Source organism: Pseudomonas syringae pv. coryli str. NCPPB 4273, assembly GCF_000972175.1.
GTDB lineage: Bacteria > Pseudomonadota > Gammaproteobacteria > Pseudomonadales > Pseudomonadaceae > Aquipseudomonas > Aquipseudomonas syringae.
In genome coordinates this window covers 130,270-154,010 of record NZ_AWQP01000048.1, presented here as the reverse complement: position 1 = coordinate 154,010, position 23,741 = coordinate 130,270, and the positions used below count along the sequence as shown (strand labels likewise).

At 62.1% G+C, this 23,741-nt stretch carries 12 protein-coding genes; 5 read left to right on the top strand and 7 right to left on the bottom strand.

What is annotated here, in order from left to right; genetic code table 11:
* Positions 1 to 121 precede the first annotated feature (121 nt).
* Positions 122 to 13,135 carry a non-ribosomal peptide synthetase gene (locus P406_RS19625; RefSeq protein WP_046237089.1) on the bottom strand — a complete coding sequence of 4,338 codons (13,014 nt, stop codon included), beginning with the start codon at positions 13,133 to 13,135 and terminating at the stop codon, positions 122 to 124.
* 95 nt (positions 13,136 to 13,230) lie between these two features.
* The gene (locus tag P406_RS19620; protein ID WP_004410308.1) at positions 13,231 to 13,989 is read right to left on the bottom strand and encodes a thioesterase II family protein; all 759 of its coding nucleotides are present in this window, start codon (positions 13,987 to 13,989) and stop codon (positions 13,231 to 13,233) included.
* Positions 13,990 to 14,305: 316 nt separating this feature from the next.
* Between P406_RS19620 and P406_RS19615 the strand changes: the two genes are divergently transcribed.
* Positions 14,306 to 14,842 carry an RNA polymerase factor sigma-70 gene (locus tag P406_RS19615; protein ID WP_003319375.1) on the top strand — a complete coding sequence of 179 codons (537 nt, stop codon included), beginning with the start codon at positions 14,306 to 14,308 and terminating at the stop codon, positions 14,840 to 14,842.
* Positions 14,843 to 14,919: 77 nt separating this feature from the next.
* On the opposite strand, the gene P406_RS19610 is transcribed toward P406_RS19615, so the two are convergent.
* Positions 14,920 to 15,444, bottom strand: coding sequence for an SgcJ/EcaC family oxidoreductase (locus P406_RS19610; protein WP_003406965.1), 525 nt, complete (start codon positions 15,442 to 15,444; stop codon positions 14,920 to 14,922).
* Positions 15,445 to 15,636: 192 nt separating this feature from the next.
* Here P406_RS19610 and P406_RS19605 point away from each other — a divergent pair, with 192 nt between their 5' ends.
* From P406_RS19605 to P406_RS19590, 4 genes are read left to right on the top strand one after another with little or no spacing between them, the layout of a single operon-like run.
* On the top strand, positions 15,637 to 16,821 hold the full coding sequence (locus P406_RS19605) for a sensor histidine kinase (protein WP_046237088.1): 1,185 nt from the start codon (positions 15,637 to 15,639) through the stop codon (positions 16,819 to 16,821).
* On the top strand, positions 16,818 to 17,486 hold the full coding sequence (locus tag P406_RS19600; RefSeq protein ID WP_004410300.1) for a response regulator: 669 nt from the start codon (positions 16,818 to 16,820) through the stop codon (positions 17,484 to 17,486). The genes P406_RS19605 and P406_RS19600 overlap by 4 nt, the downstream gene beginning before the upstream one ends.
* Entirely contained in the window at positions 17,483 to 19,822 is a 2,340-nt protein-coding gene (locus P406_RS19595) for an ATP-binding protein (RefSeq protein WP_046237087.1), read from the top strand. Before P406_RS19600 ends, P406_RS19595 begins: the two co-directional genes overlap by 4 nt.
* Complete coding sequence (locus P406_RS19590) at positions 19,819 to 20,283, top strand: response regulator (protein WP_003406975.1); 465 nt, start codon at positions 19,819 to 19,821, stop codon at positions 20,281 to 20,283. The genes P406_RS19595 and P406_RS19590 overlap by 4 nt, the downstream gene beginning before the upstream one ends.
* On the opposite strand, the gene P406_RS19585 is transcribed toward P406_RS19590, so the two are convergent.
* From P406_RS19585 to P406_RS19570, 4 genes are all read right to left on the bottom strand, one after another.
* Positions 20,284 to 20,715 carry a universal stress protein gene (locus P406_RS19585; RefSeq protein ID WP_003415966.1) on the bottom strand — a complete coding sequence of 144 codons (432 nt, stop codon included), beginning with the start codon at positions 20,713 to 20,715 and terminating at the stop codon, positions 20,284 to 20,286. It abuts the gene before it with no gap.
* A gap of 111 nt (positions 20,716 to 20,826) precedes the next feature.
* Positions 20,827 to 21,846 (bottom strand): tRNA dihydrouridine(20/20a) synthase DusA, encoded by a 1,020-nt coding sequence (dusA, locus tag P406_RS19580; RefSeq protein WP_046237086.1) that lies wholly within the window; start codon positions 21,844 to 21,846, stop codon positions 20,827 to 20,829.
* A gap of 240 nt (positions 21,847 to 22,086) precedes the next feature.
* Entirely contained in the window at positions 22,087 to 23,010 is a 924-nt protein-coding gene (locus P406_RS19575; protein WP_046237085.1) for a LysR family transcriptional regulator, read from the bottom strand.
* 283 nt (positions 23,011 to 23,293) lie between these two features.
* Positions 23,294 to 23,740: a cupin domain-containing protein gene (locus P406_RS19570; RefSeq protein WP_024649019.1), complete on the bottom strand. Its 447-nt coding sequence runs from the start codon at positions 23,738 to 23,740 to the stop codon at positions 23,294 to 23,296.
* Between the last annotated feature and the right edge of the window lies 1 nt (position 23,741).

The following is a 23,741-nucleotide window of genomic DNA, read 5'->3' as shown; positions in this document are numbered from 1 at the left end:
GCGTCAGTGCATGCCGCCTCAGGTGTGTGTTCGGTCCTTTGAAAACGCGCCAGCGAGCTGCGGATTTACACCCGGTAACGAGTTTTTTATCCGCAGCCCCGTCGCTCCGACGAGAGGCTGATCAGAGCCCTCCCAGTTCCGCCATCAAGTCCGCCAGACGGTCGAATTTCTGCTCGTCGACCTGTGCTCCGCCAAGGCTTTCCAGGTGCTGCGCCAACGCCTGAACGGTATTGAACTCGAACATTGCCCGCAACGGCACGTTACGCTGCAAGCGCTTCTGCGCACGGGTCACCACCTGGGTCGCGAGCAGCGAGTGCCCGCCCAGCTCGAAGAAGTTGTCGGTAATACCCACGCGCTCGACCTTGAGCACATCGGCCCAGATCGTCGCCAGCTGCTGCTCCATTTCGGTCTGTGGCGCCAGATAATCCTGCTGCGCCAGGCTGACGTCCGGCTCAGGCAGGGCCTTGCGGTCGAGCTTGCCGTTCGGGGTCAGCGGCATGGCCTCCAGCAGCACCAGATGCGTCGGCACCATGTAGTCCGGCAGGCTGGCCTTGAGGTGGTTTTTCACCTCGTCACGCAGGGCCTCGTGATCCTGCGTCGCGGAGCGCGGCACCAGGTAGGCCGCCAGTACCTTGCCCAATGGGCCGTCGACGTCAAGCACCACGGACTCACGGATGGCCGGATGCTCCAGCAGACGGGTTTCGATTTCGCCCAGCTCGATGCGATAGCCACGAATCTTCACCTGATGATCGACCCGGCCGACGTACTCCAGCACGCCGTCCTTGCGCCGCCGCGCCAGGTCACCGGTGCGGTACAGACGTTCGCCCGGCGCACCGAACGGATGCGGCACGAACACCGGCACGGTGCGCAGCGGATCAGCGACATAACCACGACCGACACCGGCACCGGCTACGCACAGCTCACCGACGGCACCCAGCGGCACGAGGTCCAGCGCATCGTCGAGCAGGTACAGACGATTGTTGTCGGTCGGCGAACCGATCGGCAGATAAGCGCTGCGAGTGGACTGCGCATCGACCCGGAAGAACGCCACATCGTCGGAACACTCGGCCGGACCATAGGCATTCACCAGGCTGATCTGCGGGTAACGTTGCAGCCATTGGCTGGCCAGTTCCGGCGGCATGGCTTCACCGGTCGGCAGCATCCAGCGCAGGCTGTCGAGCGCTGCCTGCGGTTCGGCGAGCAGGCCGGTGATCAGCGAAGGCACGCTTTCCAGCACGCTGATGCGCTGCGCCTGAACATGCGCCAAAAGGGCCTGCGGGTCGCGGGCGATGTCGTTCGGCACGATGTCCACCCGAGCACCAAACAGCGGCGCGGCAAGGAACTGCCAGACCGAAATGTCGAAACTCTGCGAGGCGGTCTGGGCGATCACATCGCGTTCGCTCAGGCTCAGGTAAGGCACCTTGCTCAACTGGTTATTGAGCATGCCGCGCTGCTCGACCATCACACCCTTCGGCAGCCCGGTGGAGCCTGAGGTGAAGATCACATAAGCGAGGTTGTCCGGCGCGCTGTAGCGACCAGGGTTGTGCTGCGCGGAATCGCTCTGCTGCACGTTTTCCCAGACCCGCAACTGCGGTCGACTCGACTCAGGCAGCGCATCAAGTAACGCCCTGCCCTGTTCCAGACACTCAGCGCTGCACACCAGCAGCGGCGTGGCGCTCTGGTCGATGATGCCGCTCAGACGCGAGTTCGGCAGCGCCGGGTCCAGCGGCAGGTAACCGGCACCGGCCTTGAAGCTGCCGATGATCATGCCGAGCAGTTCAACGCCGCGCTCGGCCAGCAAGGCAACCGGCTGATCGAAACCGACACCAGCCTCGATCAGGGCATGGCCCAGACGGTTGCTGGCGATATTCAGCGCGGCATAGCTGAGCTGGCGTTCCAGGCAACTGACCGCAATGCGCTCCGGATGCGCCGCGACCTGCGCTTCGAACAGTTCGACATAGCTTTTATCCAGCGGGTAAGCATGGTCGCTCTGATTGCAGCCGTCGATCAGGAAAGCGCGCTCCTGCTCACTGACCAGCGCCAGTTCGGCCATGTCGCCATGAAAGCCTTCGACCAGCGCCAGCAGCAGGCGCTTGAACTCACCGAGCATGCTCTGCACGGTGGATTCGTCGAAATAGCGCTGGTCGTAGGACAGGTGCAGGCCCAGGTCATCGCCCGGATAGCAGACTGCGGTCAGCGGGTAGTTGGTGTGGGTGCGACCGGAATCCGAGGTGGCATTCAGGCTTTGCGCACGGTCCAGCACCGAGACCTCGACCGGCGCGTTCTCGAACACGAACAGGCTGTCGAACAGTGGCTGGCCCTTGGGCAGCTCGCTGTTTTCCTGAATGGTCACCAGCGGTAGGTATTCGTACTCGCGCAGTTGCATGTTGCTGTCCAGCAACTGGCTGAGCCACTGGCGAATGCTGCAACGTTGATCGTCAGCCGGCATGCCGACACGCAAGGCGATGGTGTTGATGAACAGCCCGACCGTGCGCTGCATCTGCGGCAGTTCCACCGGCCGCCCGGCCACGGTAACGCCGAACACCACGTCGCGATCACCGCTCATGCGCCGCAGGGTCAGCGCCCACGCCGCCTGGGCGAAGGTGTTGACGGTCAGTTGATGCTGCTGCGCCAGTTCGCGCAGTTGCGCACCGTCGCGTTGATCGAGACGGGTGTAGCAGTCGCCCACCACCATGCCACCGCTGTCGCCGGCATGTTCACGCAGGAACGGCCGGTCGCTGGGGATCGGCGTGGGCCGCTCGAAGCCGCGCAGGTTGTCTCGCCACCAGTCACGCGCCTGCGTCAGGCCTCGGCGTTGCAGCCAGCCGATATAGTCCCGATAGCGCGGTGCGGGGGCCAGTTGCGCATCGCGGCCTTCGCCCAGCGCGGTATAAATGTCGAAGAAGTCGTTCATCAGCAGCGAGCGGCACCAGGCATCGATCAGGATGTGGTGGTTGCTCATCATGAACCAGTAGCGCGCCTCGTCGACGCGGATCAGGCGCAGGTGGAACGGCGGTTGATCGAGCAGCGCGAAACCGGCTTCGCGCTCGGACTTGAGCAGGGCCTGCAAGCGCGGCTCCTGCTGCTCCGCCGGCACCTCACGCCAGTCCAGATACTCGATTGGCGTGCTGCCCGGTTTGTGAATGACCTGCAGCATGGTCTCGCCGATGTTCCAGCAGAACGAGGCACGCAGCGCTTCGTGACGGGCGATGACCGCTTGCCAGGCCTGGGCGAAACGCTGCGGGTCCAGGGCGCTGTCGATGCGGTAGCGGTCCTGCATGTAATACAGCCCGGTGCCCGGCTCGAGCAGGGTGTGCAGCAGCATGCCCTCCTGCATCGGGGTCAGCGGGTAGACGTCCTCGATGTGGCTTGGCGGAACCGGCAGCGCGTCGAGCTGCGCCTGATCCAGAGCAGCCAGCGGGAAGTCCGACGGCGTCAGGCCGCCGCTGCCATCGGCCAGGCAATGGGCAATCAGCGCCTGCAGGCAGGCCAGGTAATCCTGCGCCAGCGCGTCGATGGCAGCGGGTTCATAGCGCTCGGCACTGAAGGTCCAGCGCAGCAATAATTCGCCGCCATACACCTGACTGTCGATGCTGAGTTCGTTGGGCAGCGGCGCCTGCGGATCGTGGGCCGCGCCTGGCGACTCTTCCAGCGGTCGGAACAGCGCGTCGTCAGCGAAGCTCTGATCAAACTGGCCTAGGTAGTTGAAGGTGATCGGCGCCATCGGCAGTGCCTGCATGGCAGCCTTGCTGGCGCTGTCGGCCAGGTAGCGCAGCACGCCATAGCCCAGCCCCTTGTGCGGTACCTGGCGCAGTTGCTCTTTGATCGCCTTGATCGAGTCGCCCGGTGCCGAATCGGCAGCCGGCGCTGGCGTCAGGCGCAGCGGATAGGCGCTGGTGAACCAGCCCACCGTGCGGGTCAGGTCGATGTCGTCGAACAGGTCTTCACGGCCGTGACCTTCAAGCTGGATCAGGGTCGACGACTGCCCGCTCCAACGGCAGACCACCTGTGCCAGCGCGGTCAGCAGCAGGTCGTTGACCTGGGTTCGGTAGGCACTCGGCGCCTGTTGCAGCAGTTGCCGGGTACGTTCGGCATCCAGGCGCACGCTGACCGTCTGCGCATGACAATTCTGCCGACCGCCCTGCGGGTTATGGCACGGCAGACTCGTCGCAGGACCGCCCAGCTGGCGCTGCCACAGGTGCAGCTCTTCACGTAACGATTCATTGCCTGCATAGGCCTGCAGACGCGCGGCCCAGTCGCGGAAGGCGCTGGTCTTCGCCGCAAAGCGCACGGGCGCCGCGTCGCGCAGTTGACGATAGGCGTTTTGCACATCGTCGAGCAGCACACGCCATGACACGCCATCGACCACCAGGTGATGAATGACCATCAGCAACCGTTGCTGGCCCTGCGGACCGTCGACCAGCAAGGCGCGCAGCAGCGGACCGTCTTGCAGGTCGAGACTGCGCTGGGTGTCGGCGTACAAGGCTGCGCATTCGGCCATGTCGCTGACCTGCGCCTGAATCAACAGGGTGGTGTCGGCGGACACTGCGCGGTGTTCTGCCTGCCACGTGCCCTCATGCTCGGTGAAACTCAGGCGCAGGGCATCGTGTTGCTCGAGTAGCGCACGCAACGCCTGCTCAAGGACGTTCGGGTCCAGCGCGCTGAGCGGCTCCAGCAGCAACGACTGATTCCAGTGCTGACGCTCGGGGATCGGCGTGTCGAAGAACCAGTGTTGAATCGGCGTCAGGCCGGAAGAACCGTCGAGCTGGCCCTGCTCGGCCTGAATCAGCTCGCGAGTGGTCGCCACGGCGGCCAGGGTCTGCACGGTCTGGTGCTGGAACAAATCACGCGGGCTGAAATGTGTACCTAGCTGACGCGCACGGCTGACCACCTGAATCGACAGGATCGAGTCGCCGCCCAGCTCGAAGAAGTTATCGTTGAGGCCGACTTTTTCCACGTTCAACACCGCACACCAGATTGCCGCCAACTGTTGCTCCAGCTCACTGGCGGGCGCTAAGTAGTGTTGACGATTGAGCTCCGGGTCTGGTGCAGGCAAGGCACGGCGGTCAAGTTTGCCGTTGGCGGTCAGCGGCATGCTGTCGAGCAGGATCAGGTGGGTCGGCACCATATAGTCCGGCAGTTGCGCCTTGAGGTGCGACTTGAGCGCTTCACGCAATTGCGTCTGCTGCTCGTCGCCCTGCCCGGCCACGTCGCTGACCAGATAGCCCGCCAGCTGCTTGCCCGACGGCGAGTCCATCGCCAGCACGATGGCTTCGCGAACGGCTTCGTGCTCCAGCAAGCGGGTTTCGATTTCACCCAGCTCGATGCGGAAGCCGCGAATCTTCACCTGATGGTCGATACGCCGCAGGTATTCCACCAAACCGTCGGCGCGCTGGCGCACCAGATCGCCGGTGCGATACAGACGTCCGCCATTGCTGGCGAATGGATCGGCCACGAAGCGTTCGGCAGTCATGCCGGGGCGCTGGTGATAGCCCTGCGCCAGGCCCGCTCCGCCGATGTACAGCTCGCCGCTCGCGCCCTGGGGCACCAGCGCCAGATCGGCGTCGAGAATGTACGCCACCCTTGCACCGACCACGCGACCGATCGGCACGCTGGCTTCACCGTCCTCCAGTTGCTGCGGGGCCAGGCTGGCCAGCGGCATGACCACGGTTTCGGTCGGGCCGTAGGCATTGAATAACAGCTCGGGCTGGAACACCGCACGGATGCGTTGCAGGTGTTCGCCGGTCAACGCTTCGCCGCCGGTGATGCACATGCGCACCGGCAGGGTCTGGCCCTGGGTCGCCAGCCACTGCGCCAACTGGCTGCCGTAACTGGGCGTGAAGCCGAGAATATTGACCTGCTGCTGACGAATCAGCGTACAAATTTCTTCGGCGTCCCACTGCCCCTGAGCACGCAGCACCACGCGCGCACCGCTGAGCAAAGGCACCAGCAGACGCTCGGTAGCGGCATCGAAATTGATCGAGTAGAAATGCAGCTCACAGTCGTCAGGGCGCATGTCGAAGCGCCGGATCACCGCTTGGCAATGCATGGCGATTTCACCATGGGACACCACCACGCCCTTGGGTTTGCCGGTCGAGCCGGAGGTGTAAATCAGGTACGCCTGATGCTGCGGCAGGCTGATAAACGGCAGTTCATCGGACGAAAAAGACTCCAGCAGCGGCTGATCGTCTTCCAGGCACCAGCGGGCCACCCCCTCAGGCAACTCGCCCAACGCGGTAAACAGGGCACGATCGCTCAGCAGCAGCCCGACGCCGCTGTCTTCGATCATGTAGTGCAAGCGTTCCAGCGGGTATTCAGGGTCAAGCGGCACGTAAGCGCCACCGGCCTTGAGAATCGCCAGCAGGCCGACGACCATGTCCAGCGAACGCGGCAGCGCCAGACCGACGCGAACCTGCGGGCCGACGCCGCGTTCGCGAAGCATCCAGGCCAGTTGGTTGGCCTTGGCGTCCAGCTCGGCGTAGCTGAGAGTTTGCCCGTCGAACGTCAGCGCCGGCGCGTCTGCCCGCCGTTGTGCCTGTTCGGCGAACAGGCTGTGAATGCATTGGTCGAGCCGTTGTTCACCCGCTTCGACGCCGAGGCTGTCGAGCAGATGCTGACGCTCTGTGTCCTGCAGCAGCGGCAATTCACTCAGGCGTTGTTGTGGATCAGCGAGCAGCGCCTGCAGCAGGTTAAGCCAGTGCTCGGCCATCTGCGCGATGCGCGGTTCGTCGAACAGATCGGTGCTGTAGGTCAGGCAGCAACCCAGACGGTGGTCCAGTTCGGTGACTTCCAGATTGAGGTCGAACTTGGTGGCTCGCGCATCGTTGACCAGGTACTCGACAGTCATGCCCGCCAGTTCGCGGCTTTGCTGGAACTCCCAGCGTTGCACGTTGCACATCACCTGAAACAGCGGGTTGTAGGCTGCGCTGCGTGGCGGTTGCAGGGCTTCGACCAGATGATCGAACGGCAGGTCCTGATGCGACTGGCCTTCGATCACCGTGTGGCGAACCTGTTCGAACAGCTGGGCGACGCTCATCTGCCCGTCAAGCTGCACGCGCAACACCTGGGTATTGAGGAACGCGCCGATCAGCCCTTCGCTTTCCGGACGAATGCGGTTGGCCACCGGCGCGCCGATGCGCAAGTCGTTCTGGCCGCTGTAGCGGTAGAGCAATACCGCCAGGGTGGCGGTCATGGTCATGAACAGGGTCAGGCCGTTGCGCGCATTGAATGCACGAACTTTCGTGGCCAGGTCGGCGTTCAGGTCGAAGCGATACAGTTCGCCCTGATGGCTTTGCACCGGCGGACGCGGTCGGTCCGCAGGCAGCTCCAGCAATGGGTGCTCGTTGCCCAGCTGTGCGGTCCAGTAATCGAGCTGGCGCTGGCGTTCGCCGGCTTCCATCCACTGCCGCTGCCAGACGCTGTAATCCAGATAGTGAACCGCCAGTGGTTCCAGCGGCGAAAGTCGTCCCTCGAGGAAGGCCTCGTAAAGCTGTCCCAGTTCGCGGGCGAAAATGTCCATCGCCCAGCCTTCGGTGACGATGTGGTGCAGGGTCAGGACGAAGTAATGCTCAAGGTCGCTTGACCTGACCAGACACGCGCGCAGCAACGGTCCGGTTTCCAGATCGAAGGGCTGGTGCGCCTCGCTGTCGGCCAGTGCCTGAATGCGTTGCTGACGAGCCTCGGCGGGCAACGCAGAATAATCCTGCCACTGCACGCGCAGGCCGGACTGCTCGCTGACCTGCTGGCACGCTACGCCGTTGACGCTCGGGAACGTGGTGCGCAGGGTTTCGTGGCGCAGGATCAAAGCTTGCAGCGCTGCCTCGAAGCACTCGATGTTCAGCACGCCTTTCAGGCGCGCCATGCCGCCGACGTTGTAGGCCGGGCTGTCCGGTTCCATCTGCCAGAGGAACCACATGCGCTGCTGGGAGTAGGACAACGGCACCGGCTGGCTGCGGTCGACACGGGCAATCGGTTGCAGGCTGCTGCGTGCGCCGGACTGCTGAATGGCCTCAACCTGTGCGGCAAACGCGCCCAGCTCGCTGGTTTCGAACAGCGCCCGCAACGGCAGGTCGATGTCGCACGCCTGACGCACGCGGGAAATGATCTGCGTGGCCAGCAACGAGTGCCCGCCCAGCTCAAAGAAATCATCACGCAAGCCGACACGCGGCACGCCCAGCACCTGTCGCCAGACAGCGGCGATCTGTTTTTGCAGATCCGTCTGCGGCTCGACGTGTTCGCGAGTCTGCCATTGTGGCTCGGGCAAGGCGCGGCGATCCAGCTTGCCACTCGGGCTCAGGGGCATGCTGTCGAGGCGCACCAGCTGCGCCGGGACCATGTAATCCGGCAGTTCCAGAGCCAGCGCCGACTTGATCCGCTCAGCCTCGACGTTCTGCCCTGCTTCGGCGGTGTAGTAACCGATCAGTTGCGGCCCGGCAGCGGCTTCACGCAGCAGCACGGCTGCCTGGCCTACGCCTGGCTGGGCCAGCAAACGGGCTTCGATCTCTTGTGGTTCGACGCGGAAACCGCGCAGTTTGACCTGCTGATCCAGACGACCGAGGTATTCCAGCGCGCCATCGGCGGCCCAGCGTACCAGGTCCCCGGTGCGATACAGACGCTCACCCGCTTGCCCCAGCGGATCGGCGACAAAGCGCTCGGCAGTCAACCCGGGACGCCTCAGATAACCACGCGCCAGACCGATGCCGCCGATGCACAGCTCCCCGGCCACCCCGCGTGGCAGCGGATTCAGTTCGCTGTCCAGCACGCGGCACAGCACATTGCCCAATGGACGGCCGATCGGCGAGCGCAGGCCGTCGCTGATCCGGCACTGCCAGTGGGTGACGTTGATCGCGGTTTCAGTCGGGCCATAGCGGTTGTGCAGTTGTACGCCGGGCAGTTGCTCGAGCACCCGGTTGCGCAGCTCGCCGGGCAATGCTTCGCCGCCGGAGAACAGACGGCGCAGGCTGCTGCACTGTTGCGCCAGCGGCTCATCGATGAACAGTTGCAGCAGCGGCGGCACGAAGTGCAGCGTGGTGACCGAATACGTATTGATCAACTGCGCGATGCGCTGCGGGTCGCGGTGTTCGCCAGGGCCTGCCAGCAGCAGACGGCAGCCGGTGATCAGTGGCCAGAAGCACTCCCACACCGAGACGTCGAAGCTGATCGGTGCCTTCTGCATCAGCACGTCGCTTTCATCCAGTGCGTAGGTGTCCTGCATCCATTGCAGGCGCTCGGCCAGGGCCGCGTGAGTGTTGCCGACGCCTTTGGGCTGACCAGTCGAGCCGGAGGTGTAAATCACGTACGCCAGGTTGTCGCCGTGCAGATTCAGGCGCGGCGCACTGACCGGCCAGTTGTCCAGGTGCAGCGTATCCATGGCGACGGTGCACACGCCTTCGGCGCTCGGCAGGTCGCCCAGCAGATGGCTCTGGGTCAACAGCAGTTCGACCCCGCTGTCTTGCAGCATGTAGGCGAGTCGATCCATCGGATAGTCCGGGTCCAGCGGCACGTAAGCCCCGCCTGCCTTGAGGATCGCCAGCAGCCCGATCAACAGCTGCGGCGAACGCTCGGCGGCGATCGCCACCTTGATGTCCGGACCAACGCCCTTGTCGCGCAGGTAATGCGCCAGGCGGTTGGCCTGCGCGTGCAGGCTGGCGAAGTCGAGGCTGCCGCCCTCCCACACCAGTGCGATACGTTCCGGGGTCTGCCGCGCCTGGCGGTCCAGCCGTTCAGGCAACCACAGCGTGGCCGGCGTGCAAGGCGCGGCGCTCCATTGCGCCTGTTGCTCCTGCTCCTCGGCGCTGAGCAGTTGCACATCACCCAGCGCGAGCTGGGCCTGCTGGCTGACCTGCGTCAGCAGACGTACATAGTGCCGAGCCATGGCCACGATGGTGTCGTTCTCGAACAGTTCGTCAGCGTAATCGAAGGACAGCGTCAGGCGGCCGTTGCGGTCCTCCTCGCTATGCAGTTGCAGATCGAACTTGGCCTCGCGGCTGTGCCACGGCAGCTCTTCGGCCAGCAGCCCCGGCAGACGACGCAGCGCGCCGAGGTCGCGTTGCTGGTGGTTGAACATGACTTGAAACAGACCGTGCTCGCGCGCCTGCGGAAACGCTTCGACCAGTTGCTCGAACGGCACGTCCTGATGGGCCTGGGCTTCAAGCGCCGCCTGCCGGGTCTGGGCCAGCAGGGTCGAGAATGGCAGACGCGGGTCCAGCTCTGCGCGCAGCACCAGGGTGTTGATGAAGAAGCCGATCAGGCCCTGGGTTTCATGGCGTGGCCGATTGGCGCCGGGCACACCGATGCGAATGTCGGCTTGCCCGCTGTAACGATGTAACAGGGTCTGAAACCCTGCCAGCAGGAACATGAACGACGTCGATTGCCAGGCTTGCGCGGTGTTGCGCACGGCGGCGCTCAGTTCGGCAGTCAAGCGCAGGCTGTAGCGCGAGGCGCTGTGCTGCTGGCGGGCCGAACGCGGATGGTCAGCGTTCAGCGTCAGGACTGGCTGTTCATCACCCAGTTGCTGCTGCCAGTAAGCCAGTTGGCGCTCGGCCTCGCCGTTCGCCAGCCATTCGCGCTGCCATTGGCCGTAATCGGCGTAACGCAGCGGCAATGGTGCCAGCTCCAGCGTCTGGCCCTGAACAGCCGAGGCATAGAGGCGCGAGAACTCGTCGATCAGCACATTCAGCGACCAACCATCGGCAATGATATGGTGCAGCGTGACCAGCAATTGATGCTCTTCTTCGTCCAGTTGCAGCAACGTGACGCGCAGCAACGGGCCATGTTGCAGATCGAACGGCAAGCGCGCCTGCTGTTCGCGAATCACCACGGCCCGTGCCTGACGCTCGGCGCTCGGCAGATCGCTGATATCGAGTGTGTCGAGGTGAAATTCACTTGGCGCGTCGATACGTTGCAGGGCCACGCCGTCCTGTTCGTAGAAGCGCGTACGCAGCGATTCATGGCGCTCGATAAGGCGCTGGAAGCTGGTGCGCAACGCAGTGCTGTCCAGTTCACCGCGCAGATGGAGCCCGCCGGGAATGTTGTAGGCGCTGCTGTGCGGGTCGAGCTGCCAGAGGAACCACAGACGGTTCTGGGCCATGGACTGTGGCAGATGCTCATTGCCGGGCAATCGCGCGATGGCGCTCTGCGTCTGGCTGTCGCCTTGCGATGCGGCGGTCTGCAACGCTTCGACCTGTGCCGCGAAGGCCGCCAGTGTCGGTGCTTCGAAGAGCAGTCGCAGGTTCAGGTCGATCCCCAGCGTTTCGCGCAGGCGGGCCACGACCTGGGTCGCGATGATCGAGTTGCCGCCCAGCAGGAAGAAATGGTCGTCGGCACTGACCTGCTCGCACTGCAACTGCTCGCACCAGACTGTGGCGATCTGCGCTTGCAGGTCCGAGCCGCTGCTTGGGGCACAGCCTGAAAGAGTGGCATCGCTCGAAGGAAACACCGCGTAGCTGTCCAGGCTGCCGTCGGCCAGACGCGTGCGGCAGGCCGAGCGCTGCAATTTGCCGCTGGAGGTCTTGGGCAACGCGCCCGGATTGAGCAGCACCACGACACTCGGCGCTTCCTGAAACGCCTCGGCCACGGTCTGCCGGATGATTTTGATCAACGCGTCCGGCGTAAGGATTTTCTGCACGCTGCGACTGATTTCAGCAGCAATGCCGATGCCTTCGCTACCGTCCTGAGTGACGGCAAACGCCGCCACCCGGCCTTTGCGCACGACATCTACGTCACGCTCGATGAGCTTTTCGATGTCCTGTGGGTACAGGTTGTGGCCACGAACAATCAGCATGTCCTTCAGGCGGCCAGTGATGTACAGCTCGCCGTGACGCTGAAAACCCAGGTCGCCGGTACGCAGCCAGGTCTGCCCGGCGTGCTGCACGAACGCCTTGGCGGTGGCTTCCGGGTTGCGCCAGTAACCATGGGCGATGCTTGGCCCGCTGGCCCAGACTTCGCCAACCTGATTCTCGCCGAGCACCTGCAGGCTGATCGGGTCGGCGATCAGCACGCCATGCCCTGGCTGGCCCGTGCCGCAGCTCATGACCGGCAGACCGTCGCCCGGTTCTACGACATTGCGCGCCAGCGCCTGCGCGTCCAGGCGCAACGATGGAATACCCTTGCCGCGCTTGCCTCCGGCCACATACAGCGTCGCTTCGGCCAGGCCGTAGGACGCCATGAAGCTGTCAGGCGTGAAGCCGCAACTGGCGAACTTCTCGGCAAATGCTCTCAGGCTGTCTTCGCGAATCGGCTCGGAGCCCGAATACGCCACGCGCCAGCGACTCAGGTCCAGACGCTCCAGCGCCGAATCGCTGACCCGCGCGCTGCACAGCTGGTAGGCGAAGTCAGGCCCGCCGCTGATGGTGCCGCCGTATTCACTGATCGCTTCCAGCCAGCGCAACGGCCGGGCGAGGAAGTACGCGGGGGCCATCAGGATGCACGGGACGCCGCTGAAAATCGGCTGCAACAAGCCGCCGATCAGACCCATGTCGTGGTACAGCGGCAGCCAGCTGACAATCACGTCGTCCGGGTTGACGTCGATGCCGAAGCCGTGGCGGATCAGTAACTCGTTGGCGACCAGATTGCCATGCGTGACCTGCACGCCCTTGGGCAGAGCGGTCGAGCCCGAGGTGTATTGCAGGAATGCGATGTCGTCGGCCTGCAGCTGCGGGCCCTGCCAGTCTTGTGCCGGGGCAGCAGGCAACGTGTCGACACAGAGCAATGGCGGTGCATCGGCGACGCACAGCTCGTCCATCTGCAGCAAGGCAGGCTGCAAATCGGAGCCGGTCAGCAGCAGGCGCGGCTCGGCATCGGCGATGATCGACAGCAGTCGCTCCTGGTGATGGCGACGATTGGATTCTGGCGGATAAGCCGGCACGGCAATGACCCCGGCATACAGGCAGCCGAAGAACGCCGCGACATAGTCCGGCCCGCTATGGAACAGCAGAATCGCCCGATCCCCCGGCACGGCCTGACGTTGCAGCGCAGCAGCGATGGTCCGCGCACGCAGGTCCAGATCACGGTAGGTCAACACCAGGCCCTGGTCTTTCTCATCGGTGAGAAAACGCAGCGCCAGCCGATCCGGCGTGTGCAAGGCGCGACGCTGAAGAGCCTGAGCCAGAGTGTCGGGGAGTTCAAACGCATCCATGATGGGGTTCCTGCTAGATTCGGCGTGCCAGATAAAATCTGAATTTCAAAAAAGACGCGCGCCCTGCAAGGAGGCCGCGCGTGGGGCAAACAGGGTCAACCGGCGGCCCGGTTCATTTGCCGTGACGCGCTGTTGCGCCAGCGGGTCAGGTGCTGTTCGCAATAGCGCCGCAGCAGACGGAGCAGCTGCGTTTGCTCGTCGACCAGATAAAAGTGATGGCCCTCGAACATGTCCAGAGAGAAGCCGGTGCAGGTCTCCTCCTGCCAGTCGAGCAGCTGCTCGACGCTGATGCTGTCCTGCTTGCCGCCAAATACATGGATCGGCACGCTGAGCGGCTCGCGCCTGCCATACACAAAGCTGCCGCAGAGCAGAAAATCGGCGCGCAGGATCGGCAGCATCAACTGCATGAGCTCCTGGTTGGCGATGACGTTTTCGCTGGTGCCTTTTAACGTGCGCAATCGGTCGAGCAGTTGCGCATCAGTCTTCGCAGTGGCGTATTCGCTGACATCGCGACGCACCGGGCCGGCAGTCGCCGATGCGAACAGCGCCAGCGGCGCAGGCAGACCGCGCTCGCGCAAGGCGTGCGCCAGCTCAAAGGCCAGCAGCCCGCCCAGACTGTGGCCAAACAGCGCATAGGGCTTGTCCAGTTCGGCACTGATCTCGTCGGCCAGATGATTGGCCAGTTGCACGATGTCGGTCTGCAAGGGCTCGTCCATGCGCATGCCACGACCGGGAAGCTCCAGCGGGCGCACGTTCAGCCACTCTGGCAATTTGCGCCGCCAGGGGCTGTAGAACATCGCGCTGGCCCCCGAATAGGGCAGACAGAACAGCGTCAGGCTCACCGGCGTGCTCATATCGAAACCGTCCGTCTGTGGGCACGGATGTAACAGCGGCGATGCGCGTGATCGGAACGCATGGGGTTCTCCTGAGGTATTCCCTGGCCGCAACCGTGGTCGGGCCTGTCACCAATGAGAACGGATGGCGTCTGCAAATAATTAGGCGGATGCACGCGGCGAGGACATGCAGGACAAAAGCGCCCTTTTAAAGTGCGCTGATTGGCTTTCGCATTTGACAATAATTATCATTAAGGCTAATTTGTCGCCCCATGTGATGGCGCTGCTCCTTTCATGCGGCCCTCCCCTCCATTGTCGAAGCAGCAAGGTGAATTCCATGACGGAACACGTAATCACAAGTAAGTGCGACTCACCCTTACTCCAGGCATTCGTCGATAACTACCTGCTGCTGGTCAAGATTGCGGCCCGCATCGTGGGTTGCCGCTCGCGCGCCGAAGACGTCGTGCAGGATGCCTTTTTCAGACTGCGCTCGGCACCGCAGGCCACGCTCACCTTCAAGGCACAGCTCAGTTACCTGTTTCAGATCGTGCGCAACCTGGCCATCGACCATTACCGCAAACAGGCGCTGGAACAGAAATACACCGGGCCCGAGGCCGAGGGGCTGAACGTGGTGATTCAGGGTGCCTCGCCGGAAATCTCGCACATCAACTTTTCCAGCCTGGAGAAAATTGCCGACGCCCTGACCGAGCTGCCGCCCCGCACCCGCTATGCGTTCGAGATGTACCGCCTCCACGGCGTGCCGCAAAAGGACATCGCCAAGGAACTGGGTGTGTCGCCGACACTGGTCAACTTCATGATCCGCGATGCGCTGATTCATTGCCGCAAGGTCAATGGCGCCCAGGCCGAGGCCTGATTGCGAGGGGTTCAGACAGGCAAAAAAATCCGGAGCACTGGCTCCGGATTTTTGTTTTCAGCCTGGCAGACGACGGATCAGCGGCTGACCTGATACTCGGGCTGCACTTCCGGCATCGCCGAGGAGTGGTGGTTGAGAATCTTCCACTCGTTGCCGACGCGGTGGTAGAGGAACGAATAACGTGCCTGCACCTTGGTCTTTTTGCCGTCCGGCGCCGTCAACGTGAAGGTGTAGACACCGTTGTCCGCAGCGGCGTCCGGCCCCAGGCGACGAATCTCCCGGTAGTTGATCTCGCCGATCGGCTTGAGCGCCAGGAACTTGTCGAAGTAGTCCTTGATCTCTGCCGGAGTGGCACGCACCTTGTTGGAGACCGTAGGCTGCAGGACAGCGTCCGGCGCGTACAACGATGCGACGGTAGTGGAGTTTCCGGTTTGCAGGGCCTTGTTCCAGCGATCAAACAGACCGGCGATTTCCTTGTCGTTCACATTGCTTGGCGTCTCGGCCACCATGCGGTAGGTGTAGCCGGACGGCTCGGCAGCAGCGTGAACCATCGGTGCACTTACAGCCAGCAACAGGGCCAGGGCGGTCAATTTCGTTTTCATCGCTACTCTCCTACGGGGATCTGTTCAGGGATTCAGTGAGTGCCACTTTGCCCTCCCCGCCACGGCTCGCCATCGGCCAACCGGGGTTAACTGTGTATGCCGATCGGCAGATAGGCTTCACCTCCTGATACAGTTCTAATAGCCTTACTTCTGTTATGCCCGCGCGGGCATCAACCCTCGCTGGAGCACCCCATGCAAAGTCCCCCCCATGATCCGGCAAGCGCACTGGCCATCCGTAACCAGTATCGCCAGTCGCAAAGCCGCGCCGCACGTCTTCGTCTGCTGGTGGATACCGGTCAGGAGCTGACCCATCTGCCACCTCAGGCCATGCGCCAGTGCGTACTGCAACGTGCGTGCGCATTCGTGGCCATGGACCATGGCCTGCTGCTGGAATGGAGTGCCAACAACGGTGTGCAGACCACCGCCAGTCATGGCAGTGCCGAACGCCTCGCCACGCTTGAAACCGCTGCCGACCCGCTGGCCATCGGCCCGCAATGGCTGGAGCGGCCCGATACCGATCTGCCGTGCATGCTGCTGTTACCGTTGCGTGGCGCCGACGAAGGCTCATTTGGCACCCTGCTGCTGGCCAACAGCGTGGGCATCAATGCGCCGGACAACGAAGACATCGAGTCGCTGCAATTGCTGGCGACGTTGCTGGCGGCGCACCTGGAAAACAATCGGCTGCTCGACGCGCTGGTGGTCAGAGAGCAGACCATGTCCGAACTGGTCCGCCAGTTGTTCACCGCTCAGGAAGACGAACGCAAGCGCATGGCCTACGACCTGCATGATGGTCTAGCTCAGACCCTGGCCGGTCTGCACCAGCGATTGCAGGGCTTTGCCGGTCGCTGTCCGGCGCTGCCTGAGCCACTGGACGCCGATCTGCAGGCCATTCTCAAGCTGGCACAGCACTGCGTGGGTGAAGGTCGACAGCTGATCAGTGGACTGCGGCCGAGCGTGCTCGACGATTTCGGTCTGCTGCAGGCGGTCGACAAGGACGCCGACCGGTTGCGTGAAGCCGGAGTCGCGGTGCACTGGCGCTCGCGCTCCCTGACCCGCCTGCCCAGCCACCTGGAAATCGCCCTGTTCCGTATTGCCCAGGAAGGCATCAACAATGTGCTCAAACACGCCAGTGCCGGCCGCGTAGAATTGGCCCTGGAACTGAGTGACGAGCACATTTCACTGCTGCTGGAAGACAACGGCAGTGGTTTCATCACCCAAAAACCGTTTAATGGCAAAGGCGTCCAGAAACTGGGCCTGGTGGCCATGCAGGAGCGCGCCAGCCTGCTCGGCGGCCGTCTGACCTGCGTCAGTCGGCCCGGGCACGGCACCCGACTGCGCGCCATCGTTCCTTTTACCGCAGACAAGGCAATGACATGACTGACACTGTGCGACTGGTTTTGGCGGACGATCATGAAGTGACGCGCACCGGGTTCGTCTCGCTGCTGGCGGGGCATCCGGAATTCGAAGTGGTCGGCCAGGCAGCCGACGGCCAGCAAGCCATTGATCTGTGCCTGGAACTGCAACCGGACATCGCCATACTCGACATTCGCATGCCGGTGCTCAACGGGCTGGGCGCTGCGCGGATTCTCCAACAGCGCATGCCGGATCTGAAAGTGGTGATTTTCACCATGGATGACAGCACCGATCACCTGGAAGCCGCGATCAGTGCCGGTGCCGTGGGCTACCTGCTCAAGGATGCCAGCCGCGACGAAGTGATCGACGGCCTGCAACGGGTGGCGCGTGGTGAAGAAGCACTGAACAGCGCCGTCAGCGCGCGCCTGCTGCGGCGCATGACCGAACGCAACACCAGTGGTGCCGCCCTGCCGGAAACCCTCACCCCGCGTGAACGTCAGGTACTCGGCTTGGTAGCGGGCGGCTTCAGCAATCGGGAAATCGGCGAAAAACTTGGCATCACCACCGGCACTGCCAAGGCCCACGTGGAAAAGGTCATCGGCAAACTCGGCGCCTCGGACCGCACGCAGGCGGCGGTACGCGGTGTGGCACTGGGGCTGGTGAGCCAATCGACGAGCGACTGGCAATGACCGCACACGCCAGCAGTCGCTGGGAAGACCTTCCGCTACGCGGCAAGGCGCTGGTGGCTATTTCGCTGCCACTGGCGATTCTCATGTTCTCGCTGGTGTTGATCTATATCGCCGAGCGCCAGACCGCTCGGGCAGAGGAAGACGTACGGCGTGTGCTGCTCGTCCAAGGCGATATCCAGACCCTTCACACCCAGATCGCAGAAGGTGCGGCCAGCGTACGTGGCTACCTGCTGACCCACCAGGAAGACTTCCTGCCAGGCTACCTCAACGCGCAACCGCTGATCGAGGCGGCGCTGGCCCGGCTCAACACCAATGTGCGTGACGAGCAGATGCGCGAACACCTGAAAGACATCGAGCCGCTGATCAACACCAAGGTCGAAGGCCTGGAAAAACTGCGCTCGATGAATAGCGAAGATCAGGAAACCGTCGCCCGTATCCTGATCGAAAACAAGTACGTACTCGACCAGTTACGCGAACGCATCGGCATCATGCGCGAGCGTGAAGACGCGCTGCTCGCCGAACGTACCGAGGCTGCGGCAGCCACCCGCGAGCGCCTGCTGCTGTCGACCCTGCTGGCCGCAGCCTGCGGAATCTTCGGTGCCATTCTTGCCGTGCTGATGCTGTCCAAAGGCATCGTCGCCAGGGTGCATCAGGTGCAACGCAACGCCCAGCGTCTGGCGCTCGGGCATCCGCTGCTGCCCCAGCCGCCTGAAAAGGACGAAATCGGCCAGCTCGGCACCCGGCTGGTCGAAGCCGGTCAGTTGCTGGCCGAACGTGAACGCGCACTGCGCGACAACGAAGAGCGTTTGCGGCTGATCATCGAAGGCGTCAAGGACTACGGCATCTTCGCGCTGGACCGCAACGGCTACATCACCACCTGGAACGCAGGCGCCGAACGTATCAAGGGGTACACGGAGCAGGAGATCATCGGCCAGCACTTTTCTGTGTTCTATCTGCAGCAGGAGTGTCCGCAACACCCCGACATGGCGCTGCATGAGGCCACCGTCAATGGCCGGTATACCGAAGAAGGCTGGCGCCAACGCAAGGATGGCAGCCGTTTCTGGGCCAGTGTGGTGATCACCGCGCAATACGACAGCAATGACGAGCTGCGCGGTTTCTCCAAGATCACCCGTGACATCAGTGATCGTCGCGTTGCCGAAATTGCCCTGGGCACTGCGCGCGAGGAAGCCGAACGCGCCAGCCGCGCCAAAAGTGAATTCCTGTCGCGCATGAGCCATGAACTGCGCACGCCGCTGAACTCGATTCTGGGCTTTGCCCAGTTGCTGGACATGGACTCCCCCGCCAGCCAGCGTCCGCAAATCGGCCATATTCTGCGGGCAGGCCAGCATCTGCTGAAGCTGATCAATGAAGTGCTCGACATCGCCAGAATCGAAGCCGGGCATGTTTCCCTGATCCTCGAGCCCGTGTCCCTGTCGAGCGTGCTTGAAGAAGCGCTGGTGCTGGTCTCGCCGATGGCCGCCGACGCCAATATCGAATTGAAGCCCTTGCCGGTGCTGCCTGACGAGATCGGCGTGGTCGCTGATCGCCAGCGCTTGATTCAGGTGTTGCTGAACCTGCTGTCCAACGCCATCAAATACAACCGGCCCGCCGGTCAGGTGCGGATTGAAATCGAGCAGACCGCCGAGCAGGTGACAGTCAGCGTAGTGGACACCGGCTACGGGATTGCGCCGGAGCGTATCGGACAGTTGTTCAAGCCGTTCGAACGCCTGGATGCCAACCCGAGCGTCGAAGGGACCGGGCTGGGACTGGCGCTGAGCAAAAGCATGCTGGAGATGATGCATGGCACGCTTTCCGTACAGAACACGCCGGACGAAGGCTGCCGATTCATATTGGCGCTGCCGCTTGTGCGGGTGCAGCCGCCTGCCGCTAAACTGCCGCGTCCAGCTGACACCTCTCTCGAGCTAACGCCTGATGTCCGCTCACCTGCCCGCCCGGCCTATCACGGTAAGCTGCTGTGCATCGAAGACAACCTGTCGAGCATGGCCTTGATTGAAACGCTGCTGCAACGCAGGCCTGGTATCCAGTTGCTGTCGAGCATGCAGGGCCAGCTGGGGCTTGATCTGGCGCGCCAGCATGCGCCACAGCTGATTCTTCTCGACCTCAACCTGCCGGACATCAAGGGGCTTGAGGTGCTGCAACGTCTGCGCCACCTGCCGGCTACTGCCCACACGCCCGTGCTGATGATCACTGCCGACACCAGTGATAAAGCCCATCGCGAACTGAAACAGGCCGGCGCCACGGCCATTGTGATCAAACCCATCCAGGTGCCGGTGTTCCTTGCCCTCCTGGACCAGTATTTACCGGAGCCCACATGACCGGCGACTTCCGCATTCTGATCATCGATGACCAGCGGCCCAACCTCGACCTGATGGAGCAACTGCTTGCCCGCGAGGGACTGACCAATGTCCTGAGCAGCACCGAGCCGTTGCGTACGCTGGACCTGTTCAACAGCTTCGAGCCCGACCTAGTTGTGCTCGATCTGCACATGCCCGAATTCGATGGTTTCGCGGTGCTGGAGCAGCTCAACAGGCGCATACCCGCCAATGACTACCTGCCGATCATGGTCCTGACCGCCGACGCGACACGCGATACCCGCCTGCGCGCACTGGCGCTGGGCGCGCGGGATTTCATCAGCAAACCGCTGGATGCTCTGGAAACCATGCTGCGCATCTGGAACCTGCTGGAGACCCGCGCGCTGTATAAATCGCTGCGCGAGCTGGTGCCTGCAGAAAATATCGAACTGCTGCGCCAGCCGCGCACGCTGGCGCAGCAGTGATTATTTGATCAGCGTCACCGGCACCGATGCTTCGTGGATCACCCGCGTGGCCACCGAGCCCAGCAGCAACCCGCCAAAGTTGCCGAGCCCGCGGGTGCCCATGACGACGGCGTCGCAGTCGAGTCGCTGAACTGCGGCCTCGACCTGTTCGGCCACGTTGCCCAGATCGACGTGGGCCTGAAACGGCACACCAGCAGCAGTCAACAACGCAACCGCATCAGCCAGCACCCGCTTGCCTTCATTGGTCAAGCCGGCCTTGACGCCATCAATCATGTCGGGAGCCAGATAAAGGCTGTAATCGATAGGGCTGGCCTGCACATTCAGGATATGTACCTCGAGCGACTTGGTGAGCTCGCCAGACAACTCGATGACATAGCCCAGGGCACGCATGGCGTGCTCGGAGCCGTCGAAAGGAACCAGGACTTTGTGCATGGGCGTTTTCCTTGTTGGATTATGCGCTCAACATAACCGCAGCCCGACAACGCCGCTACTGGAATAAGCGGTTCCTTTGATTCAGCTCAGATCAACGCACGGCACAGGCGATCAATGCCCCTGCAGAAACGCCGCGGCCTGATCCAGCAACAGCATGGGATTTTCGGCCTTGTGTATGTCAACCGACAGCAACTGACGGAAGCGTCGCGCGCCAGGGAAGCCCAAGCCTAGACCGAGCATATGCCGGGTGACGTGGTGCATGTTGCCGCCGCTGGCAATGTGCGCAGCAATGTACGGCCGCATCGACTCCAACGCATCGTAACGACTGATGACCGGCGCCGTGCTGCCGAACAACTGCTGGTCCACATGCGCCAGCAAATAAGGATTGTGATAAGCCTCACGCCCCAACATCACCCCATCGAACGTCTGCAAATGCTCACTGCACTGCTCCAGCGTCTTGATGCCGCCGTTGAGCACAATCTCCAGGTCAGGAAAGTCAGACTTCAACTGCGCGACCACGTCATACCGCAATGGCGGAATATCGCGGTTTTCCTTGGGAGACAGCCCTTCGAGAATCGCGATACGCGCGTGAACCGTGAAACTCTGGCAACCCGCCTCCTGAACCTTGCCGACGAAATCACACAACTCGGCGTAGCTGTCACGGCCATTGATACCGATCCGGTGCTTGACCGTGACCGGAATACCGACCGCATCGCGCATCGCCTTCACGCAATCCGCCACCAGCTCGGGATGCGCCATCAGGCACGCGCCGATCATGTTGTTCTGCACCCGGTCACTCGGGCAACCGACGTTCAGATTGACCTCGTCATACCCCGCCTCTTGCGCCAGACGCGAACACGCAGCCAGATCCGCCGCCGTACTGCCACCCAGCTGCAATGCCAGCGGATGCTCGGTTTCATCATGCCGCAGGAACCGCTCACGGTCGCCATGCAGCAAGGCACCGGTGGTGACCATCTCGGTGTAGAGCAAGGCATGCTTTGAGAGCTTGCGCATGAAATAGCGGCAGTGGTGGTCGGTCCAGTCCATCATCGGGGCGACGGAGAAGCGGCGGGACACTGTTGCAACCGGATCGCCTATGTTTTCTGAGGCTTCGTTGTTTTCGATGTTCATGTGGATTGGTCTTTTACGCGGCGGGTTATCGCCATCCCTTGGCTGGCCTCAACAACATGCATCATTGAGAGGCGGTCAGCGAGAAAATGGCTCAATTGAATCGAGCGATGCGCGGGACCACACAGTGGCCCGCACGCAGAGACGCGGTCAATCGGGAAAGGCAGATAGTTTATCAGGAAAGCGACAGCCCTGATGACGTGGTTATTTGCAGCCGGATTCCAGGCTCAGGAGCTGAACCTGTCAAAAAGCGCCAACGGCAAAGGCATTTTCCGGGCGTGTTTTTCCAAGAATATTCTGCTCGCAGACAGCATTGACGCTCCTCACAACGCTGGTGCTTATTCTGGAAAGGACAGCTCTGGAAATGCGATCGTTGTTGGAGATTACAGACATCCGTATGGCGGGCAATGCGGGAAGCAGCGAGCTTGTGATAATAGGCGTATCGCCCGGAATGAGTGATAACTCGCCCACGCCAATACCCACACCGGCACTGATGGCATTGAAAACGGCAAAATTGGACTCTGAGGTGAATCGTATCTCGGACGCCATCCCGGCAAACTGCAAGGATTGGACAGAGACCTCTCGGCATATACAACCATCGGGAAAATGCACCAACGGTATCGGATGCCCTGCCCTGATCAGCCTGGCATCGCCGATCCAGTGCAGTTCTTCACGCCTGATGTATTCAGAATGCTCCATGACCCGAGATTCCGGCACTGCGACAACGGCCATGTCCAGTCGACCCTGGTCGACGTCGTCTATCAATAACGACGACGTCTTGCAGACCAGCTTTATCTTGAGATCAGGGTTTGATCGAGACAGGGCTTTTACAATCCCGTGAAGAAAAAAGAGTGCGTAATCATCCGGCATGCCTAGACGCAATTCGCTATCAGGGTTCTTGTTCTTCAAGCGGAACAAATTGTCCTGCATGGCGAGGATCTTTTCAGCGGCCGCCAATACTTCTTCGCCAATGACCGTCAGCCGAAAACCGTCGTCGCCTCTGACGAACAATTTCAGTTCCAGAAGTGCTTCCAGCTTTTTTATCTGCATGCTGATGGCAGGTGGAGTTTTGCACAGCGCAACCGCAGACCGCGTGATACTTCGAGTTTCGCTCACCGATTTGAACGTGCGCCAGAGGTGCGTATCAACATCAAAGATTCGAGACATCCGTTTTCCCTGTTTACCCGGTGCAAAGCGGATGGTCGACTTTGCTGACCGGGTGTTTTCCCGCTCCGGGGTTTTTCCACTGCACCCCGGCTTTCCTTCCCTCTATAGTTAGGCCATTTGGCGGGTATTCGCAAAGTATTCCTGAGCATCAGAGGAAATAGGGTTAAAAAACGGCGGGCTGAATCGATTTTCTACGTTCCGATCATCTTTCTGACCGTTCATTTACGGATGAAAACTTCGGTACGTCCAGACTCCCATCCGCTGCACGGATACCGAGCTTCTTTCAGGAAGCTTCCTCCCGCAACGCGACGCCAAGCGCCTGCAGCAGAGGCGTATTTTCACAGGCGATGTACGTGACCTCTGCGTCCTCTGATGTATTGACGTGTTTGTGCCAACGCCAGACGGGAATATAAACGGCGTCTCCAGCTGTCCAGGCAACGAGCGTCTCTCCTACCATCGAAAAACCGGTGCCTGAAATAATATAGATGATGGTTTCATAGTTATGCCGATGCAGGCCCGACCCTTGCAGCGGCTGTAGCGCACCGAAAGTCATGCTTATCGACCTGGACGGCAGGTCGACAACATGAACTTCGTGCTTTCTTGTTTTGCTGAACGCGTCCAGCGTGGTTGTTCTGACGCCTTCATGTAACAGCGTGCCCACGTCCTCGCCAACGGCCAGACTGGCGGGGACATGCACGAAATCACTGGACGAAAAAGTATGGTTATTCATG